This is a genomic window from Mesorhizobium sp. L-8-3, from assembly GCF_016756615.1.
Classification (GTDB): Bacteria; Pseudomonadota; Alphaproteobacteria; order Rhizobiales; family Rhizobiaceae.
In genome coordinates, this window is record NZ_AP023262.1 from 4,614,979 (window position 1) to 4,632,344 (window position 17,366).

Genomic DNA, 17,366 nt, shown 5'->3' on the forward strand with positions numbered 1-17,366 from the left:
CATGAGCGCGATCCACCTGCAGAACCTGGTCAAGAAGTTCGGCGACTTTGCCGCACTGAAGACCATGGACCTCACGATAGCCGATGGCGAGTTCATGGCGCTGCTCGGCCCCTCGGGCTGCGGCAAGTCGACGACCATGAACATGATTGCCGGCATGGAGGATCCCACGGATGGGCGCATCCTTTTCGGCGACCGCGACATGGCCGGCGTGCCGATGGGGCGCCGCGGCGTCGGCTTCGTCTTCCAGAATTACGCGATCTTCACGCATATGAGTGTGCGGCAGAACCTCGCCTATGGCCTCAGGATGCGCGGCACGCCGAAGCCGGAGCTCGAACGACGGGTCGGAGCGATCGCGGAGCTCCTGCAACTGACGCCGCTGCTCGACCGCAAGGCCGATCGGCTGTCGGTCAACATATTGCAGCGTGTGGCGATCGGACGCTCGGCCATCATGGAGCCGTCGATCTTCCTCCTGGACGAGCCGCTGTCCAATGTAGACGCCGCCTTCCGCGCTGTAATGCGCACGGAATTGAAGCATCTGCAGCGGCAGTTCCGGCAGACCATGGTCTATGTCACGCACGACCAGCTCGAAGCCATGACCATGGCCGACCGGATAGCGGTCATGGACCATGGCGTTCTGCAGCAGGTTGGGACGCCGCTTCAGGTCTACAACGATCCTGAGAATGTCTTCGTGGCGCGTTTCATCGGCGCACCCGGGATGAACCTCCTTAAAGGGAGGCCGGCCGAAAGCGATCGCGGCCTGGTCGTCGATCTCGGACAGCTTGGAGCGACGTCGCCCTTGCCCGACGCGCTCGCCGCCGGCCTGCGCCGCAACAGCGGGGAGGTGCTCTACGGTTTCCGTCCCGAGCAGGTGGCGATCTCGGACGGGGGGCCTGGACTCCGCATGCCGGCAACCTTCATCGAGCGCATCGGAGCACGGACCATCGTCCATTTCGGCGAAGGCGAGACGGCGGTGAAGGCGGTCTTCGACAATGACGTCGCGCTGGCCGTCGGCGATGTCGTGACCCTCGCGCCGAACGAGAACTCGGTGCGCATCTTCGACACGGCCAGCGGCGCCGCGATCAGGGCAGGGTGAGACGATGGCCGAGATCGCATTCCGTCACGTGACGAAACGTTATGGCGACACGCTCGCCGTCGACGATGCGTCCTTCACCGTCGAGGACAACGAGTTCTTCTGCTTCTTCGGACCGCCTTTGTCGGGCAAGTCGACCATCCTGCGGCTCATCTTGGGGCTGGAGACACCCGACAGCGGCGAAATCCTCATCGGAGGGCGCCCGGTCAACAAGGTCTCGCCGGCCGGGCGTAACGTCGCCATGGTGTTCCAGAACCTGGCGCTGTTTCCGCATATGACCGCACGTGAGAATGTCTGTTTCCCGTTGGTCGAGCGCAAGGTGCCGCAGGTCGACATCGACAGGCGTCTCGCCGACGTTTCGGCGAAGCTCCATATCGGCCACATACTCCACAAGCCGCCGGCACAGCTCTCTGGCGGCGAACGGCAGCGCGTCGCGATCGCTCGCGCCCTGGTGCGCGATCCCGCCGCCTATCTCATGGACGATCCGATCTCGGCGCTCGACGCCCGGCTGCGCGAGGAGACGCGCGTCGAGCTGAAGCGCATCCAGCGCGACCTCGGCAAGACGCTGATCTATGTGACGCATGACCAGGAGGAGGCGATGTCGGTCGCAGATCGCATGGCGATCCTCGATAACGGCGCGATCAGGCAGGTCGGCGCTCCGTCTGAAATCTATGACAGCCCGGCCAGCGTCTACGTCGCCAAGCTACTGGGCTCGCCCGTGATGAACATCCTGGCCGGCAGGCACACCGAGGCGGGGCTGGAGGCGGCCGACGGCGCCATCCGCCTGCCGGCCGGCAGCGTTCCGGCCGGCACTGCCGAGATCGGCATCAGGCCGGAGAACCTGAAGGTCGAGCCCTGGGGCGAGGGCAAGGCCGGCCGGCCGGCGAAGGTGTTCGAGGTCGAGCCGCTGGGCGGCTACACGGTGGTCACGCTGGATGCCGGGCAGTCGCGGCTGCGCGCACTGATGCGCGGCCAGCCGGACATCAGGCCGGAAGCCGAAGTCGCGCTCTTCTGCGACCCCGGACGGATTCACTGTTTCGCACAGGGCGGAGGAGCCCTCGCAAGATGAATGACGCAATGACAAGGGAGGACGCGATGGCGGGTGCTTTCGAGCCGGATGTGGCGGTTCGTGCCAGGGAATTCAGGATCGGCTGCATCGGCGCCGGCATGATCATGGCCGAGTGTCATCTCGCGGCCTACAAGGAGGCCGGCTTCCCCGTCGTCGCAATCGCCTCGCGCACCCGGGCGAACGCCGAAAAGGTCGCGCAGCGCTGGGACATCCCGACGGTTCACGAAACCCCTGAACAACTGATCGAAGACAAGAATATCGAGATCGTCGACCTCGCCTTTCCGCCGGACCAGCAGCCGGCGCTCATCCGCCATGCGCTCAAGCAGAGCCACATCAAGGCGATCCTCGCCCAGAAGCCGCTGGCGCTGTCGCTGAAGGATGCGATCGAGCTGCGCGACGAGGCTGCGCGAGCCGGCAAGATCCTCTCGGTCAACCAGAACATGCGCTACGACCAGTCGATGCGTGTCTTGAAGCAGGTGATCGACAGCGGCGCGCTCGGGGACATCGTCTTTGCCCAGATCGACATGCATGCCATTCCGCATTGGCAGTCGTTCCTGGCGGGCTACGACCGGCTGACATTGTCGAACATGAGCGTGCACCATCTCGACGCGCTGCGCTTCCTGTTCGGCGACCCCGATGAAATCACGACGCTGGCGCGCAAGGATCCGCGCACGGCCTTCGACCATCACGACGGCATCACCGTGTCGACCTTGAGGTTTCCATCCGGCGTGATGGCGGTTTCGCTGGAGGATGTGTGGTCGGGGCCGCGCCGGGAAGGTTATCGCGACGACCAGCATATCGACTGGCGGGTCGAGGGAACCGCAGGCGTGGCCAAGGGCACCATCGGCTGGCCGACGGGTGCGGCCTCGACGCTGAGCTACGCCTCCGCCAGGACCACCGGCGGCGAATGGGTCTCGCCGAAATGGGAGACCATGTGGTTCCCGCACGCCTTCATCGGCGTGATGGAGCAGCTTCAATATGCCCTGAAATCGGGCACGTCGCCGGCGCTCTCCGTCGCCGACAACGTCAAGACCATGGCGCTTATCGAAGCGGGCTACCGCTCGATCGACCAGCGCCGCGCCGTCAAGCTTTCCGAAATCTCTATCGACTGAACCCGCAGGGAGGACATTCCATCATGATGCAAGCCGGAATTTTCACGGGATATTTCCCGTATGGGCTGGAGGAGACCGCGAGCAAGATCCGCGGGCTCGGCTTCAACACCGTGCAACTCGACCTGCACTTCAAGGACCTCGACCTGTCCGCGGGCCAGATCACCAAGGACAAGGCCAGGAAGGTACGCGACACTTTCCGCGACCACAACCTGCCGATCTGCTGCATCTCGGGCTATACGAACATCATCCACCCCGACAAGGCCGAACGTGAGAAGCGGGTGGGCTATCTCAAGGAGATCATCCGCAACGCCCGCGAATTCGGCTCGCCCTATGTGATCTCGGAGACGGGCACCTTCAACACCGAGTCAGACTGGGTTCATCATCCGAAGAACAAGACGGAGGAGGGCTTCGAGGAGTGCCGGAAGGTCATCGCGGACCTTGCGCAGACGGCCTACGACCACGGGGCCGTGTTCCTGCTCGAAACCTATGTGAACAATGTCGTCGGCTCCGTCGAGGAAACGGTGCGGATGTTCGCGCAGGTCGACCATCCCGGCCTCGGCCTGCTGATGGATCCGACCAACTATTTCGAGACCCACAACATCGACAGGATGGACCAGATCCTGAACCAGGTCTTCGACACGCTGACCGACAAGATAAGGATAGCGCATGCCAAGGACGTGAAGCGCTCGGGCGACGACAAGAGCGAGAAGCATGCCGATATCGGCGACGCCGAGGCGCTCGAGAGCCACACCTTCCGCGGTGTCGGCGAGATCGAACTGCCGGCGCCGGGGCTCGGTTCCCTGAACTACGACCTCTATCTGAAGCGGCTCGCCGAGAAGCATCCGAACATCCCTGTCATCATCGAGCATCTGGCGGAAGACGACGTGCCGAGGGCGAAGAAGTTCCTGGACGGAAAGTTCAGGGCGAACGGGCTCTGATCGTCCAGATGTAGCTTACCGGCGATCTTCACCGGGCAATCAGGCAGATCTCCCGCCGGGGTCGGCGGGGGCGCGGGAGAGGCTTGCCGCCTCTCTGCTCAAAGGCATGAGGAGGAAGAGGGATGTACAGACTGGCATTATCCGCCGCCGCTGCCCTGGTCTTCGGCGCGGCGCTCGCCGTGCCGGCTGAAGCGCAGGACAAGAAGGTATTCTATCTGCTCTCGCATGGCGGCGCGTCCGACCGGTCTTCGTCACCCACAATCTGCACCACGTCTTCCAGGTGGCCGACCGCATCATCGTCATGCGGCGTGGCGAGGTGACCGCCGAGCTGGTGGTGGCCGAGACCGACCTGCTGACCGTGGAAAGCATCATCACCGGCGCCGATGTCTCCGCATTGAGAGCCAGCGCCAAGGCAAACTGAGGGAAGTCGCAGGAAGTCTGATATGGTTGAACTCTATGGAACGCGGCGCTCGCGCCGCGACCTTGCCGCCAGCGCCGGATCGCTGTCGCAATTCGCCGGCGTGCGGCTGATGACGCTGGGAGACGGCGTCGAGCGCGGCATCCGCATGCTGGAATTCCGCACCGGAACGGGCCTGCGCTTCACGGTGCTCGTCGACCGTGCCCTCGATATCGCCGACTGCGAATATCGCGGCCTGGCCGTGGGCTGGAATTCGCCTGCGGGTTTCAAGCATCCGGGCCTTGCCGAATATGAAGGCGAGGGCGGGCTCGCCTGGCTTCGGTCCTTCTCCGGGCTGATGGTGACCTGCGGCCTCGACCACATATTGTTCATGTATGACGAGCCGGCCGATCACTACGTTTATGGGCCACGCAAATCCGTCAGCCATTCCATCCACGGCCGCATCGGCACCTTGCCGGCACGCCTGACCGGTTACGGCGAGACATGGGACGGTGACGACTGCACGCTCTGGTGCGAGGGCGTGGTGAGCCAGGGCACGGTGTTCGGCGAGGATTTGCAACTGATCCGCCGCATCGAGGCCAAGGTCGGCTCCAACGAGATCAAGCTGTCCGACCGGGTGATCAATCGCGGCTTCTATCGCACGCCGCATATGTACTGCTATCACATCAATGTCGGCCATCCGGTGGTTGCCGAGGGCTCCCGTTACCTGGCACCGATCAGGGACGTGGTCTGGGCGGCCCATGCCGGCGCCGACTACCGAAAGCAGGAAGTCGGCTACCGCACGCTTCCGGCCCCGAAGATGAACTTCCACGAACAGGTCTGGCAGCATGAGCTCGCCGCGGATGCAGCCGGCGAGGTTCCGGTCGCGGTCGTCAACGACGCGCTCGGCATCGGCTTCGAAGTCGTCACCCGCAAGGACCAGTTCCCCTGCATGTTCGAGTGGCAGAACCTGCAGGCCGGCCAGTACGCTCTCGGCATCGAGCCATCGACCCACCACGTGCTCGGCCACAAGGCGGCGCGCGACCGCGGCGAACTGATCTGGCTCGAGCATGGTGAGGAACGCGCCTACGACACGACCTTCCGGGTCCTTGCCGATGCGGACGAGATCGCCGCGAGGGGCAAGCGCATAGCGGCTCTGGCCGAGCAGCCGGCCGAGGATTTTCCGGAACCCTCGGGCAAGCACCTGCCGATCGGAGGTCGTTCGTGAGCATGCCGGAACGCAAGGATAGATCTGCCATGTCCGTCGCCGGCCGGACGATCCTCTATACGGGCGCGGCCGGCGGCCTCGGCACCGAAACGACGCTGCAGTTCCTGCGGGCGGGCGCGAGGGTAGTGGCGATCGACAACGATCATCGCAAGATCGAGAACCTGCTGGAGCAGGCCGGCCGCGAGAAGCTCTCGGGTCTTTCGATGTGCGAGGCCGATCTTTCCGATCTCACCGATCTGCGCAGCCGGCTCGACACGAAGTCTGGCGAGGTCGGCGGCTTTGACATCGTCATCAACAACGCCGCGATCTATCCGTCGCGACCTTTCGAGGACTACACGATCGAGGATTTCCAGGCCGTCCAGCGTGTCAATGTCGACGCAGCCATCGTTTGCGTGCAGGCGGCACTGCCCCATATGCGCGCACAGGGCTGGGGCCGCATCGTCAACGTCTCGTCGGTGACTGCCTATGGCGGCTGGGCGCTGCTGGCGCCTTATGTCCAGTCCAAGGGAGCGCTGATCGGGCTGACGCGTGCCTGGGCGAGGGAATTCGGCCAATACGGCGTGACGGTCAACGCAATCGCGCCCGGCGCCTTCCCGACCGACGCGGAAAAGATCCACCCGGACCCAGAGGGCTATACGCGCTTCGTGCTCGAGCACCAGGCGCTGAAGCGACGCGGCAATCCGCGCGACATCGCCAATGCGCTGATGTTCTTCGCTTCGGAGGAATCCGGATTCATCACGGGCCAGACGCTGAATGTCGACGGCGGCTGGGTCATGCACTGACAGGAAAGACAGGGAAAACTGACATGGGAATCCTGAGCGGCATCCGCGTGCTCGATTGCTCGATCGCGATGGCGGGGCCTTTCGCGGCGCAGCGCTTGGGCGATCTCGGCGCCGACGTGGTGAAAGTCGAGCCGGTGACGGGCGAATGGCAGCGCCATGTGTCGGCCGGCGGCGCCCGCGGCAACAAGGTCAACGTCTCCTTCCTCTCGCTCAACCGCAACAAGCGCTCGCTGGCGGTCGATCTCAAGGCGGAGCAAGGCAAAAAGGTCCTGCTCGACCTGGTGAAGACGGCAGATGTGTTCCTGCAGAACTATCGGCCGGGCGTCGCCAAGCGTCTGGGCGTGGATTACGAGACGCTCTCGAAAATCAATCCGCGCCTGGTCTATGTCTCGATGTCCGGCTACGGCGAGACCGGGCCTTATGTGAACAGGCCCGGCCAGGACCTCCTTCTGCAGGCCATGTCGGGCGCGATGCTCTCGGCGGGACGTGCGGGCGAGGCACCGAATGCGGCCGGCCAATATCTCGTCGACGCGATCACCGCTTATACGGCCTTCGAGGGCGCGCTGGCAGCACTCTTCCATCGGGAACGGACGGGCGAAGGCCAGTTGGTCGAAGTCAACATGCTCGACGCCATCGCCACGATCCAGATGCAGGAACTCTCCGTCTTCACCGTCGGCGGCAAGGAGCAGAAGCGCTCGGACGAGCCGCATGCGCATGTCTTCATCCGCGCACCCTACGGCGCCTTCGCCACGAGCGACGGCTATATCGTCGTTGCCTTTCCGCCGTTGAAGAAGCTCGGCGAAGTGATCGGCGAGCCGAGTTTCGCCGCGATGGACGACGAGGTCGATAGCTGGGCGCGCCGCGACGAGATTTTCGCCAAGACGCGCGACAGGCTGAAGGGCAAGACCAGCGCGGAATGGCTGACGCTCTTCGCCGAAGCCGATCTCTGGGCTGGGCCGGTCTACGGTTACAAGGAACTCGTCGACGACCTGCAAGTGAAGCACAACGGCACCTTCGTCGAATACGACCATCCGACCGAGGGACGCGTGAAGACGCCCGGCTTCCCGATCCGCTTTTCGAAGACCCCGTCCAAGGTCGCGCGCGGCGCCCCGCTCGCCGGCGAGCACACGCGCGAGGTTCTGGCCGAGGCAGGATATGACGACGCCGCGATCGACCGGTTGGAGCAGGTCGGCGCGATCAGTACCGGAAGGCACTGACCATGCAATCCTACAGGGCGCTCACCTGGGATCATCCCCGGGGATACAATGCCTTGGCCGCGGCTGCGGCCAGGCTCGATCCGGTGCGCGACGGTCTGTCGATCGTCTGGGACAGGCAGCCGCTGGAGGGCTTCGAATCCCATCCGATCGCCGATCTCTGCGCGCGCTACGATCTCGTCGTGCTCGATCACCCGCATGTCGGCGAAGCCGTGGAGGCGGATTGCCTTCAGCCGCTGGAGACCGTGTTCGGGGTGGACAGGATCGCGGAGCTGGACGCGGCGACGATCGGCCCCTGCCTGTCCAGCTATCGTTATGGCGGCCGGCACTGGGCCCTGCCGCTCGACGCAGCGACCCAGGTGATGGCGGCCCGGGGCGACCTGCTGGAAGGGCCGTCCCCCCAAGGCTGGGCCGAGGTCGTCGCGCGGTCGCAGCAGACGGGAAAGGTCGCGCTGTCGATGGCGGGGCCGCACGCAATCCTGAGCTATCTGTCGCTCGCGGCTGCCCTCGGCGAGCCGCCGGCGGTGGACGATCCCGATCTGCTCGTCTCGCCGGGTACGGGCCGAGAGGCTTTCGAGCTTCTGGCGGAACTGGCCGCGCGCAGCCCGACATCGGTGAAGGACAAGAACCCGATCGGCATTCTCGGCCATATGGCGACGCATGACGACGTCGAGCTCTGCCCGCTGATCTACGGCTATGTGAACTATGCGGCGCCGGTGGAGGGCAAGGCGATCCGCTTCACGAATGCGCCGCGGATGACGACGGGCGGGCAGCCTGGATCGACGCTCGGCGGCACCGGGATCAGCATTTCCAGGCGCTGCCCGGTGACGCCGGAACTGATCGATCACCTTCTGTGGCTAATGGGAGACGAGGCTCAGAGCGGTTTCATCCCGTCGCATGACGGTCAGCCGAGCCGCCGTTCGGCCTGGGCCGACGAAGCCGTCAACCGGCGCTGGGGCGATTTCTATCGCAACACGGCCGATACGCTGGAGGCCGCTTATGTGAGGCCCCGTCACTCGGGCTACATCGCCTTCCAGACCAAGGCGTCAGCTCTGTTGCGGGATGCTTTCGACATCAGGCGGCCGGCCGGCGCGGTCGTGGCGGAATTGCAGACACTTTATCGCGCCAGCCGGCCGAACGGCGGCGAGAGGTAGGAGTTTCATCATGACCCAGGATGTGCTGTTCGAAGTCGACGGTGCGATCGCCGTCATCACCCTCAACCGACCGCAGAAGCTTAATGCGGTCACGCCTGAGATGGCCGACGCGATCGTGGCCGCGGTGAATCAATGCAACGACAGCGAGACGATCCGCTGCGTGATCCTGACCGGCGCGGGCGAGAAGGCGTTCTGCGCCGGCTCCGACATAGGCGAACTCGACACCTACGAGACGCCATGGCAGTTCCGCAACAGGCCGGACTATTGCGATGCCATCCGCGCTCTGCTGAAGCCGTCGATCGCTGCGGTGAACGGCTACTGCTTCGGCGGGGGGCTGGAGACGGCCATGTCCTGCGACATCCGCATCGCCTCCGAGAACGCGCAGTTCGCCGCGCCCGAGATCAAGCTCGGCTGGATCGGCGGCGGCGGCATGGCCATGCATCTGGCGCATTCGGCCGGCATGTCCAATGCGGCGCTGATGATCATGACGGGCGATCCCGTTCCGGCCGACAAGGCGCTGGCCTGGGGGCTCGTCAGCGATGTGGTTCCACGCGATCAACTGCTTGCGCGGGCGCGCGAAATCGCTCAAACAATTGCGAGCCGCGCGCCGATCGCCGCCGAGACCGCGAAGCTCAATCTGAAGGCCGCCCATACGATGCCGCCGGAAAAGGCGATCGAATATGAGCGTGACCTGCAGACGATCTGCTTTGCGACTGAGGACGCCCGGGAGGGAAGGGCGGCGTTCAAGGAAAAACGCGCCGCGGTGTTCAGGCGGCGCTGAGGGATGGAAAGAACGTGACTGATACAGCAGGCCTGCCCGGCGAGGGCGTCTTCCTTGGTCGGGTCAAATCGCCCGGCGCGCCCCATCCGCTCGTGGTGACCGTTCGGAATGGGATGGTCATGGACATCACGTCCAGGCAGGCGCCGACCGTGCGCGACGTCTGCGAGATGGATGATCCAGCCGGCTTCGTGCGGGATGCCGCGGGCAAGACCATCGGCAGCCTGGAAGATGTCTGCGCCAACAGTTTCGAGACCGGCCGGGACGTGGCCAAGCCCTGGCTGCTTTCGCCTGTCGATCTTCAGGCTGTGAAGGCCTCCGGCGTCACCTTCGTCGTCAGCCTGCTGGAGCGCGTGATCGAGGAGCAGGCGCGCGGCTCGGCCGAAAAGGCGGACGCCATTCGCGCCGATATCGCCAGCCTGATCGGCGACGATCTTTCCAAGCTGAAGCCCGGCTCGGCCGAGGCGATGGCCTGCAAGGAGAAGCTCATCGCGCGTGGGGTCTGGTCGCAATATCTCGAAGTCGGCATCGGCCCCGACGCCGAGATCTTCACCAAATGTCAGCCCATGGCCTCGGTCGGCTTCGGCGCGGATGTCGGGCTGCATCCGATCTCGACCTGGAACAATCCGGAGCCCGAGATCGCCGTGATCGCGTCGAGCAAGGGGCGCATCGTGGGCGCCGCCCTCGGCAACGACGTCAATCTGCGCGATGTCGAGGGACGCTCGGCCCTGCTGCTCGGCAAGGCGAAGGACAACAACGCCTCGGCCGCTCTAGGGCCGTTCGTCCGCCTTTTCGACGCCGGTTTCACCATAGACGACGTGAAGCGGGCCAAGGTCCACCTGAAGGTCGAAGGCGAGGACGGGTTCTCGCTCGAGGGAGCGAGCTCGATGGCCGAGATCAGCCGCTCGCCGGAGGAGCTGGTCGCAGCGGCGATGGGACCTCACCATCAATACCCCGACGGCATCGCGCTCTATCTCGGCACGATGTTCGTTCCTTCCAAGGATCGCGGAGAGGCGGGCAAGGGTTTCACGCACAAGGTCGGCGATATCGTCACGATCTCGACGGAAAAGCTTGGCAGCCTCGTCAACCGCGTAAGGCTTTCGCCCGACTGCCCGCATTGGACCTATGGCGCGAGCCATCTCATGAGAGACCTCGCCAAGGCTCAACTCATCTGACGCGAAGTGGATAGACCGATGACCGAACTGCACCGCAACCTGATTGCCGGCGAATGGGTGGGCGGCGACGCCGTTCCCAACATCAATCCGTCCGATACGAACGACGTGGTCGGCAATTATGCGCGCGCGACCAAAGCCGATGCCGAAGCGGCGATCGCAGCCGCCAAGGCGGCGTTTCCAGCGTGGTCGCGGTCGGGTCTGATCGAACGCCATGCGGTGCTTCGCAAGGCGGCCGACGAGATCACAGCACGCAAGGAGGAGATCGGACGGCTGCTCTCGCGCGAGGAAGGCAAGACGCTGGCCGAGGGCATCGGCGAGACGGTCAGGGCAGCCCAGATATTCGACTTCTTCGCCGGCGAGGCGCTGAGGCTTTCCGGCGAGGCGATCCCGAGCGTCCGGCCCGGTATCGGCGTCGAGGTAACGCGCGAGGCGGTCGGCGTCGTCGGCATCATCACGCCGTGGAATTTCCCGATCGCGATCCCCGCCTGGAAGATCGCGCCGGCACTCTGCTACGGCAACACCGTCGTCTTCAAGCCGGCCGACCTCGTGCCGGGCTGTTCCTGGGCGATCGTCGATATCCTCCACCGCGCCGGTTTGCCCAAGGGCGTGCTGAACCTCGTCATGGGCAGAGGCTCGGTCGTCGGCCAGGCCATCCTGGACAGCCCTGACGTCGATGCCATCACCTTCACCGGCTCGGTCGGCACGGGAAAACGCGTGGCGGCGGCTTCTCTGGAGCACATGCGCAAGGTCCAGCTTGAAATGGGCGGCAAGAACCCGCTCGTCGTGCTCGACGACGCCGACCTCGGCATCGCGGTCGACTGCGCGGTGAATGGGGCTTTCTTCTCGACCGGCCAGCGCTGCACGGCGTCGTCCCGACTGGTCGTGACCGAAGGCATCCACGACCGTTTCGTCTCGGCCGTCACCGAGAAGCTGAGGAGCCTTGTCATCGACAATGCCCTGAAACAGGGCACGCATATCGGGCCCGTCGTCGACCAGTCCCAGCTCGAACAGGACGAAAAATACGTCGCGATCGGCCGCGACGAGGGAGCCAATCTGGTCTTCGGCGGCGAGCGCCTCAACCGCGAGACGCCCGGCTTCTATCTGCAGCCGGCCCTGTTCACCGAGGCGAGCAACCAGATGCGCATTTCGCGCGAGGAGATCTTCGGCCCGGTGGCGAGCGTCATCAGGGTGAAGGACTATGAGGAAGCCCTTGATATCGCCAACGATACGCCATTCGGCCTGTCGTCAGGCATATGCACGACCAGCCTGAAGTTTGCCACGCACTACAAGCGCAATGCTCAGGCCGGCATGGTGATGGTCAACCTGCCGACGGCGGGCGTCGATTTCCACGTGCCGTTCGGCGGCCGAAAGGGCTCCAGCTACGGGCCCCGGGAGCAGGGCCGCTACGCCGCCGAATTCTACACGACCGTGAAGACCGCCTACACGCTGGCGTAATATCAACGACACTGGATGTTGGTACATCCGGGCGGCGTGGATGCTCGCGCATCCACGCGACCTCAATCCCCGGCGCAGCCCGTCCGGGCCGCATGGTTTTCGCTCCAACGGTCGATATCGTCGATTGTTGGCATGATGCCATCAGGCGCGGCGCCCGAGAAGCCCGATCATCCGGCGAGATGCTTCGCGACATCCGCGCTTTGGTAGCGGATGTCGGGGACGGCGAGCCACGCCTGCAAGGAGTGGAGGCTCAGCTCTGGTACGTCAACGCCATAGCGACGTCGTCGTTGGCGCTGTCGCGCATCGTCGCGAGGCTGCGATTGTCGAGCACCTCGGCGATGGCCTGGCGCACTTCCAACATCATGTGTCGGACCTGGCATGTCGCCTCGTCGCAGTCTTCACATTGCTGGTATCGGGTGCGGCTGGCGCATGGCAGCGGCGCCAGCGGTCCGTCGAGGACACGCACCACATGGCCGATCTTGATCTCCGTCGCAGGCCGCGCCAGGCGGTAGCCGCCGTCCTTGCCCTTGCGGCTATGGACGAAGCCGGCGTTGCGCAATTCGCCCAGAATGGCGTCGAGGAACTTCTTCGGTATGTTATTGGCGACAGCGATATCGTTGACGAAGGCGAGCTGTCCTGCAGGAAGATGCGAAAGGTGGACGAGGGCCTTGAGACCGTATTTGCCTTTTTTTGTGAGCATCGTTCAGAACTGTCGTCGAAACGCGGCCGCGCACCCGCGGCGCACTCTGGTTTGCCGATGATGGCAGATCGTCCCCGCTGCAATCCGGCCTCGTCCGTAGATAAATTCCAGAGAGGAGATATACAAGCCGAAACTCTTGATTTTTCGTAACTTTTTGCTGAAAATGCGCTCCTGTTCGTCATCATTTCGCCGATTTTCTTGTCTTGCCATGGAAAAACTTGCCTTGGACGTGACTCGCCCTCGCATGACGGCGTGTTCGTGTCCGAGGGAACTCCCGGCGTGGGGCTGGATACAGGCATTGCCGAGGCTCCGGCCACGAGGCTGACAAAGCCGGCTTTGGCGAGATCGGAACGAGTTTGCACAAAGGATATTGGTCGCGACATGCTTTTCGCGTTCCGCGACAAACTTCGGTCGCCATCGCAAATAATCTTTCGGCCCGCCTCCGACCGGTTGCGGTGCAATGTCGACCTGTCTGCCCTGGGTCTGTTTTTCGGCTGAACCTGGAATGAACAAATCCACCAAGAGGCGAGCGCTGCTGCTCGTCAATCCCAAGGCCCGACGCGGCCGGGAAGCGATCGATCCCGTCATCGAACGGCTTGGCGGCGGCGGGCTGGCGGTGACGGTCGAGCCGTTCGAGGCGCTTCCGGAGATCGCCCGCGATATCGTGCGTCTGCGCCACATGGCCGATCTGGTGATCGTGTGCGGCGGCGACGGCTCGGTGTCCTCAGCGGCGTTGGCGGCGATCGAGAGCGGACTGCCCATGGGGATCATACCGATGGGCACCGCCAACGACCTTGCCCGTACGCTCGAGATACCGCTGGGCCTGGTGGATGCGGCCGATGTCATTGTCGGGGGCAGGACCCGGCGGATCGACGTCGGCACGGTCAACGGCCATGCCTTCTTCAACGTTGCGAGCATCGGGCTCTCCTCGAAGCTCGCTCAAGGCCTCGATCCGTTGCTCAAGAAGCGTTTCGGCAGGCTGGGCTATGCGCTGGCGGCGATGAAAGTGCTGGCCAGAGCGAGGCCGTTCCCGGCCCGCATCGTCGAGAAGGGCATGGTCATCGACGTCAGGACCTTCCAGGTCGCGGTGGGCAACGGCCGCCACTATGGGGGCGGCAACGTCGTCGAAGAGACCGCCGAGATCGACGACGGTCACCTCGATCTCTACAGCCTCGAAATGACGAATCTGTGGAAGCTGGCACTGATGCTGCGATCCTTCCGGTCCGGCAGGCATGGCGCCTGGAGCGAGGTGCGGACCGCGCGCTGCGTGGAGTTCGACGTCAAGACAAGGAAGCCGATGCCGGTGAACGCCGACGGCGAGATCGTGACGTCGACCCCCGCGCATTTCAAGGTACATCCCAGGGCGATCTCGATCTTTGTTCCGAGGACGACCGCCAGCCGCTGACAGCCAGCCAGTTCCGACGTCGGTCGTTCGGACGATTGCGAAGGCGTTCCTTCTTTGTCAGACTTTGCCGGCTCCGCCATTGGCATAGGCTGATCCAGCCGGGAACACTTGAAGACGTGACGACCAGCATCCCGAACCCGGGGGACCGTCTCGTCCCTCGCCAAGCGTTGTGGAAACGCTTCGACGAGGCCGCTGCCGGCCGCGCCGTCTTCGTCCATGCGCCTGCAGGCTATGGGAAGACGAGCCTGTGCGCACAGTGGGCGCTGCAGCGGTCGGATAGCGGGGGCCTCGTGCGCTGGATACAGCTCGAGGAGGATGACCGCGACCTCGGCGCCTTCATCGGGAAGCTTGCGGCCGCCGCCTGTGAGGACGCCGGAGACGGGGCGGTTTCGCCGCTTGACGCCTCCTCGATCGGTGATCTCACGCGGCTCTTCGCCGAACGCGTGCGCCTGTTGCCGAGACGCACGGTTTTCTTGCTCGACGACTATCACCTCGCCGAATCGAAGGACGCCAACGACTTGCTTGGCGAATTGCTGCGTGTCGGCCCGCTGACCGGACATTGCCTGGTGGTGTCGTCGCGCATGCGACCATCGATACCGGTGGGCGACCTCTGGCTCGACGGCCAGTTGCGAAGCTTCAATGCGCGCGACCTCCTGATGTCGGAAGAAGAAATCGCCGAGCTCTTCTCCATGATCCCCCATGGCCCTCGGCCCATCGACATCGCGCAGATCTTCCGCAAGACCGAGGGCTGGGCCGTGGCCGTGAGGATGGCCGGCCGCATAGCCGAGCAGAATGCCGACGGAGCCGACCCGCTCGCCGATTTCGGCGGCAAGCAGGAAGACGTGGCGCACTATCTGGCCGAGCGGCTGACAGCGAAGCTGTCGCCGGGCGATCTCGATTTTCTCATGCGGCTCGCCCCGCTCAACCGGTTCGATGCCGAACTCGCCGATCACCTCACCGGGACCGACGGCTTCACGACGCGTGTGACGCGCCTCGAATGCGCGGGCGTGCCATTCGTCGCCCTCGACCATGAGCGCCGCTGGTTGCGCTTCCATCCGGTATTCCAGGATTTCCTGCTGTCGCAGCCCTGCGCCGAAGGCGCGGAGCCCGGCGCGATTCTGCTCACCGCCGCGCGCTGGTTCGAGCGCAAGGGCAATATCGAAGCGGCGGTCTCCCACGCGCTCGCGGCGGAGGCCCCGACCGTCGCGGTCGAGATGCTGGAGCGGGCAGGGGGCTGGCGGCTCGTCTATTCCGGCGCGGGCGGTATCCGTCGCGTGCTTCCCGCCGCCCTCGCGAGCCTGCCTGAGGAGGAGCATGGGGCATTCCCGCGGACGCTGCTCGGCAATGCGGTTCTGCTCGCCAAGAATGGCGACCTTGCTGCCTGCCGTCGCGCCTTCGAGAATGCCGGCAGGACGATCCCCGAAAAGGATGCCGCCCTTCAGCGCGAGTTCCGGCTGATCGGGCAACTCCTGGCGCTCTATGCCGACATCGAGGCGAGCCGGGCCGAGTTTGACCAACTCGCGGCTGACCTCGACTTGTTGGCGCGAGACAACACGCAAAGTGCACTGACGCTGAATCTCTTGTGCTTCCTCTGTCTTCAGTTCGGCGAGTTCGGACGGGCGCTGGAGCACGGCGCCTCTGCGGTCGCCGAGTTCCGCCGGGCCGGTGCCTTCTTCGGTGCGGCACATCTCCATACCCATATGGGGCAGGCGCATCTTTTCCGGATCGAGATCGATGCGGCGCGAGCCGCCTATGCGCAAATGGCCGAGTCGGCCCGGCAACTGCTCGGGGACGGATCCGACCTCGAGGCCATGGCGCGGGTGCTCGATGCCGAGGCGCTTGTCGAGGAGGGAACGTTCGCGGAAGCGGCCGGTTCGCTGTCGGAGTTCTTGCCGCAGTTGGAGGAGGGCGACTGCTGGTTCGATATCCTTGCCGCCGGTTACCTTGCCCAGCTTCGCATCCATCTGCTCGGGAACCGCCTGTCCGACGCGCACCGGGCACTCGACCATGCTGCGATGGTCGCGCAGCAGCGGAATTATGGACGCCTGGCGCGGCTCGTCGAGCGCGAACGTGTCTTCCTGCTCGCCCACTCGGGCATGCCGCGCGAGGCGCGGGCTTTTGCGCGGGCACATGGGCTGGACGAAGTCTCGGCTGCCGACCGGACACGCAACGATCTCACGCGGCGGCTGCGCGGCAATGTACCGGCCATGCTCTGGGCGCGCATCCATCACGCCGAAGGCGACTACCGTGCTGCGCTTCATTATCTCGATCGACTCGCCGCAAACCAGACGGGTGCCATGCCGCCGTTGCGTCATGTCAGGCTGTCGATGCTGAGGATTCGGTTCTTGCTCGCGGTGGGCCGGGAGGGCGAAGCCGGTGCGCTGCTCGATGAGGTCTTGCTGACGCCGTTCGTGGAAAGGACGCACACCTCCTTCGTCGAGGAGGGGGACGGCGTCGCAGCCTTCCTGGAACTACGCCGCGCAAGCCCGGCCCTGCCGCCGATCCAGCGCGAGAAGCTGGCCGCCCTGCTGGGGCCGGCTCAACGGCAAGCTGCGGCGGGGGCGCCGAGCCAGGATTTCACCGAACGCGAAGTCTCCGTGCTGAAGCTCGTCGCCACCGGCCTTTCCAACAAGGAAATCGCACGCGCACTCGCCATTTCGGACAACACGATCAAGTTCCACCTCAAGAATGTCTTCCGCAAGCTCGACCGCTCCAACCGCATCGGTGCATTGGCCGCAGCGCGGGAACTCGGCCTCATCGACGGCTGAGCATCGGTCCCGTCCAGGCGTCTGCTGCCCATGGGCCTACCCGTCGGGGTAGGGAGCTGCCGAGCCTGTAGCTACCCTTCTGATCGGCTATCGCCTGGGCA

At 64.7% G+C, this 17,366-nt stretch carries 15 protein-coding genes; 14 read left to right on the forward strand and 1 reads right to left on the reverse strand.

The annotated features are described in order from the left end of the window. The first annotated feature begins 1 nt into the window (after position 1). The 12 genes from JN302_RS21345 to JN302_RS21400 all read left to right on the forward strand — a co-directional run bounded on the left by JN302_RS21345 (position 2) and on the right by JN302_RS21400 (position 12,392). Positions 2-1,093, forward strand: a complete 1,092-nt coding sequence (locus tag JN302_RS21345; protein ID WP_202328955.1) for an ABC transporter ATP-binding protein — start codon at positions 2-4, stop codon at positions 1,091-1,093. Positions 1,094-1,097: 4 nt separating this feature from the next. Next, entirely contained in the window at positions 1,098-2,159 is a 1,062-nt protein-coding gene (locus JN302_RS21350) for an ABC transporter ATP-binding protein (RefSeq protein ID WP_202328956.1), read from the forward strand. After that, the gene (locus tag JN302_RS21355; protein ID WP_446720671.1) at positions 2,156-3,271 is read left to right on the forward strand and encodes a Gfo/Idh/MocA family protein; all 1,116 of its coding nucleotides are present in this window, start codon (positions 2,156-2,158) and stop codon (positions 3,269-3,271) included. Before JN302_RS21350 ends, JN302_RS21355 begins: the two co-directional genes overlap by 4 nt. 23 nt (positions 3,272-3,294) lie before the next feature. Next, on the forward strand, positions 3,295-4,209 hold the full coding sequence (locus JN302_RS21360) for a sugar phosphate isomerase/epimerase family protein (RefSeq protein WP_202304848.1): 915 nt from the start codon (positions 3,295-3,297) through the stop codon (positions 4,207-4,209). Positions 4,210-4,489: 280 nt separating this feature from the next. Continuing rightward, a complete protein-coding gene (locus JN302_RS21365; RefSeq protein ID WP_244741833.1) occupies positions 4,490-4,630 on the forward strand; it encodes a hypothetical protein in 141 nt (46 codons plus the stop codon). A 22-nt stretch (positions 4,631-4,652) separates the two neighbouring features. Next, positions 4,653-5,834 carry an aldose 1-epimerase family protein gene (locus tag JN302_RS21370; RefSeq protein WP_202328957.1) on the forward strand — a complete coding sequence of 394 codons (1,182 nt, stop codon included), beginning with the start codon at positions 4,653-4,655 and terminating at the stop codon, positions 5,832-5,834. A gap of 29 nt (positions 5,835-5,863) precedes the next feature. Further along, entirely contained in the window at positions 5,864-6,616 is a 753-nt protein-coding gene (locus JN302_RS21375; RefSeq protein WP_202314941.1) for an SDR family NAD(P)-dependent oxidoreductase, read from the forward strand. Between the two features lie 23 nt (positions 6,617-6,639). Continuing rightward, positions 6,640-7,833 carry a CaiB/BaiF CoA transferase family protein gene (locus JN302_RS21380; RefSeq protein ID WP_202328958.1) on the forward strand — a complete coding sequence of 398 codons (1,194 nt, stop codon included), beginning with the start codon at positions 6,640-6,642 and terminating at the stop codon, positions 7,831-7,833. A gap of 2 nt (positions 7,834-7,835) precedes the next feature. After that, on the forward strand, positions 7,836-8,984 hold the full coding sequence (locus tag JN302_RS21385) for an extracellular solute-binding protein (RefSeq protein WP_202328959.1): 1,149 nt from the start codon (positions 7,836-7,838) through the stop codon (positions 8,982-8,984). Between the two features lie 10 nt (positions 8,985-8,994). After that, a complete protein-coding gene (locus JN302_RS21390) occupies positions 8,995-9,765 on the forward strand; it encodes an enoyl-CoA hydratase/isomerase family protein (RefSeq protein WP_202328960.1) in 771 nt (256 codons plus the stop codon). Between the two features lie 14 nt (positions 9,766-9,779). After that, positions 9,780-10,937 carry a fumarylacetoacetate hydrolase family protein gene (locus JN302_RS21395; RefSeq protein WP_202328961.1) on the forward strand — a complete coding sequence of 386 codons (1,158 nt, stop codon included), beginning with the start codon at positions 9,780-9,782 and terminating at the stop codon, positions 10,935-10,937. Between the two features lie 18 nt (positions 10,938-10,955). Beyond that, on the forward strand, positions 10,956-12,392 hold the full coding sequence (locus JN302_RS21400) for an aldehyde dehydrogenase family protein (RefSeq protein ID WP_202328963.1): 1,437 nt from the start codon (positions 10,956-10,958) through the stop codon (positions 12,390-12,392). Positions 12,393-12,642: 250 nt separating this feature from the next. Here JN302_RS21400 and JN302_RS21405 read toward each other — a convergent pair whose 3' ends face one another. After that, positions 12,643-13,092 (reverse strand): RrF2 family transcriptional regulator, encoded by a 450-nt coding sequence (locus JN302_RS21405; protein WP_202304863.1) that lies wholly within the window; start codon positions 13,090-13,092, stop codon positions 12,643-12,645. Between the two features lie 505 nt (positions 13,093-13,597). Here JN302_RS21405 and JN302_RS21410 point away from each other — a divergent pair. Both JN302_RS21410 and JN302_RS21415 read left to right on the forward strand, forming a co-directional pair. Continuing rightward, the gene (locus tag JN302_RS21410; protein ID WP_202328964.1) at positions 13,598-14,497 is read left to right on the forward strand and encodes a lipid kinase; all 900 of its coding nucleotides are present in this window, start codon (positions 13,598-13,600) and stop codon (positions 14,495-14,497) included. 116 nt (positions 14,498-14,613) lie between these two features. Next, a complete protein-coding gene (locus JN302_RS21415; RefSeq protein WP_202304867.1) occupies positions 14,614-17,265 on the forward strand; it encodes a LuxR C-terminal-related transcriptional regulator in 2,652 nt (883 codons plus the stop codon). The last annotated feature ends 101 nt before the right edge of the window (positions 17,266-17,366 follow it).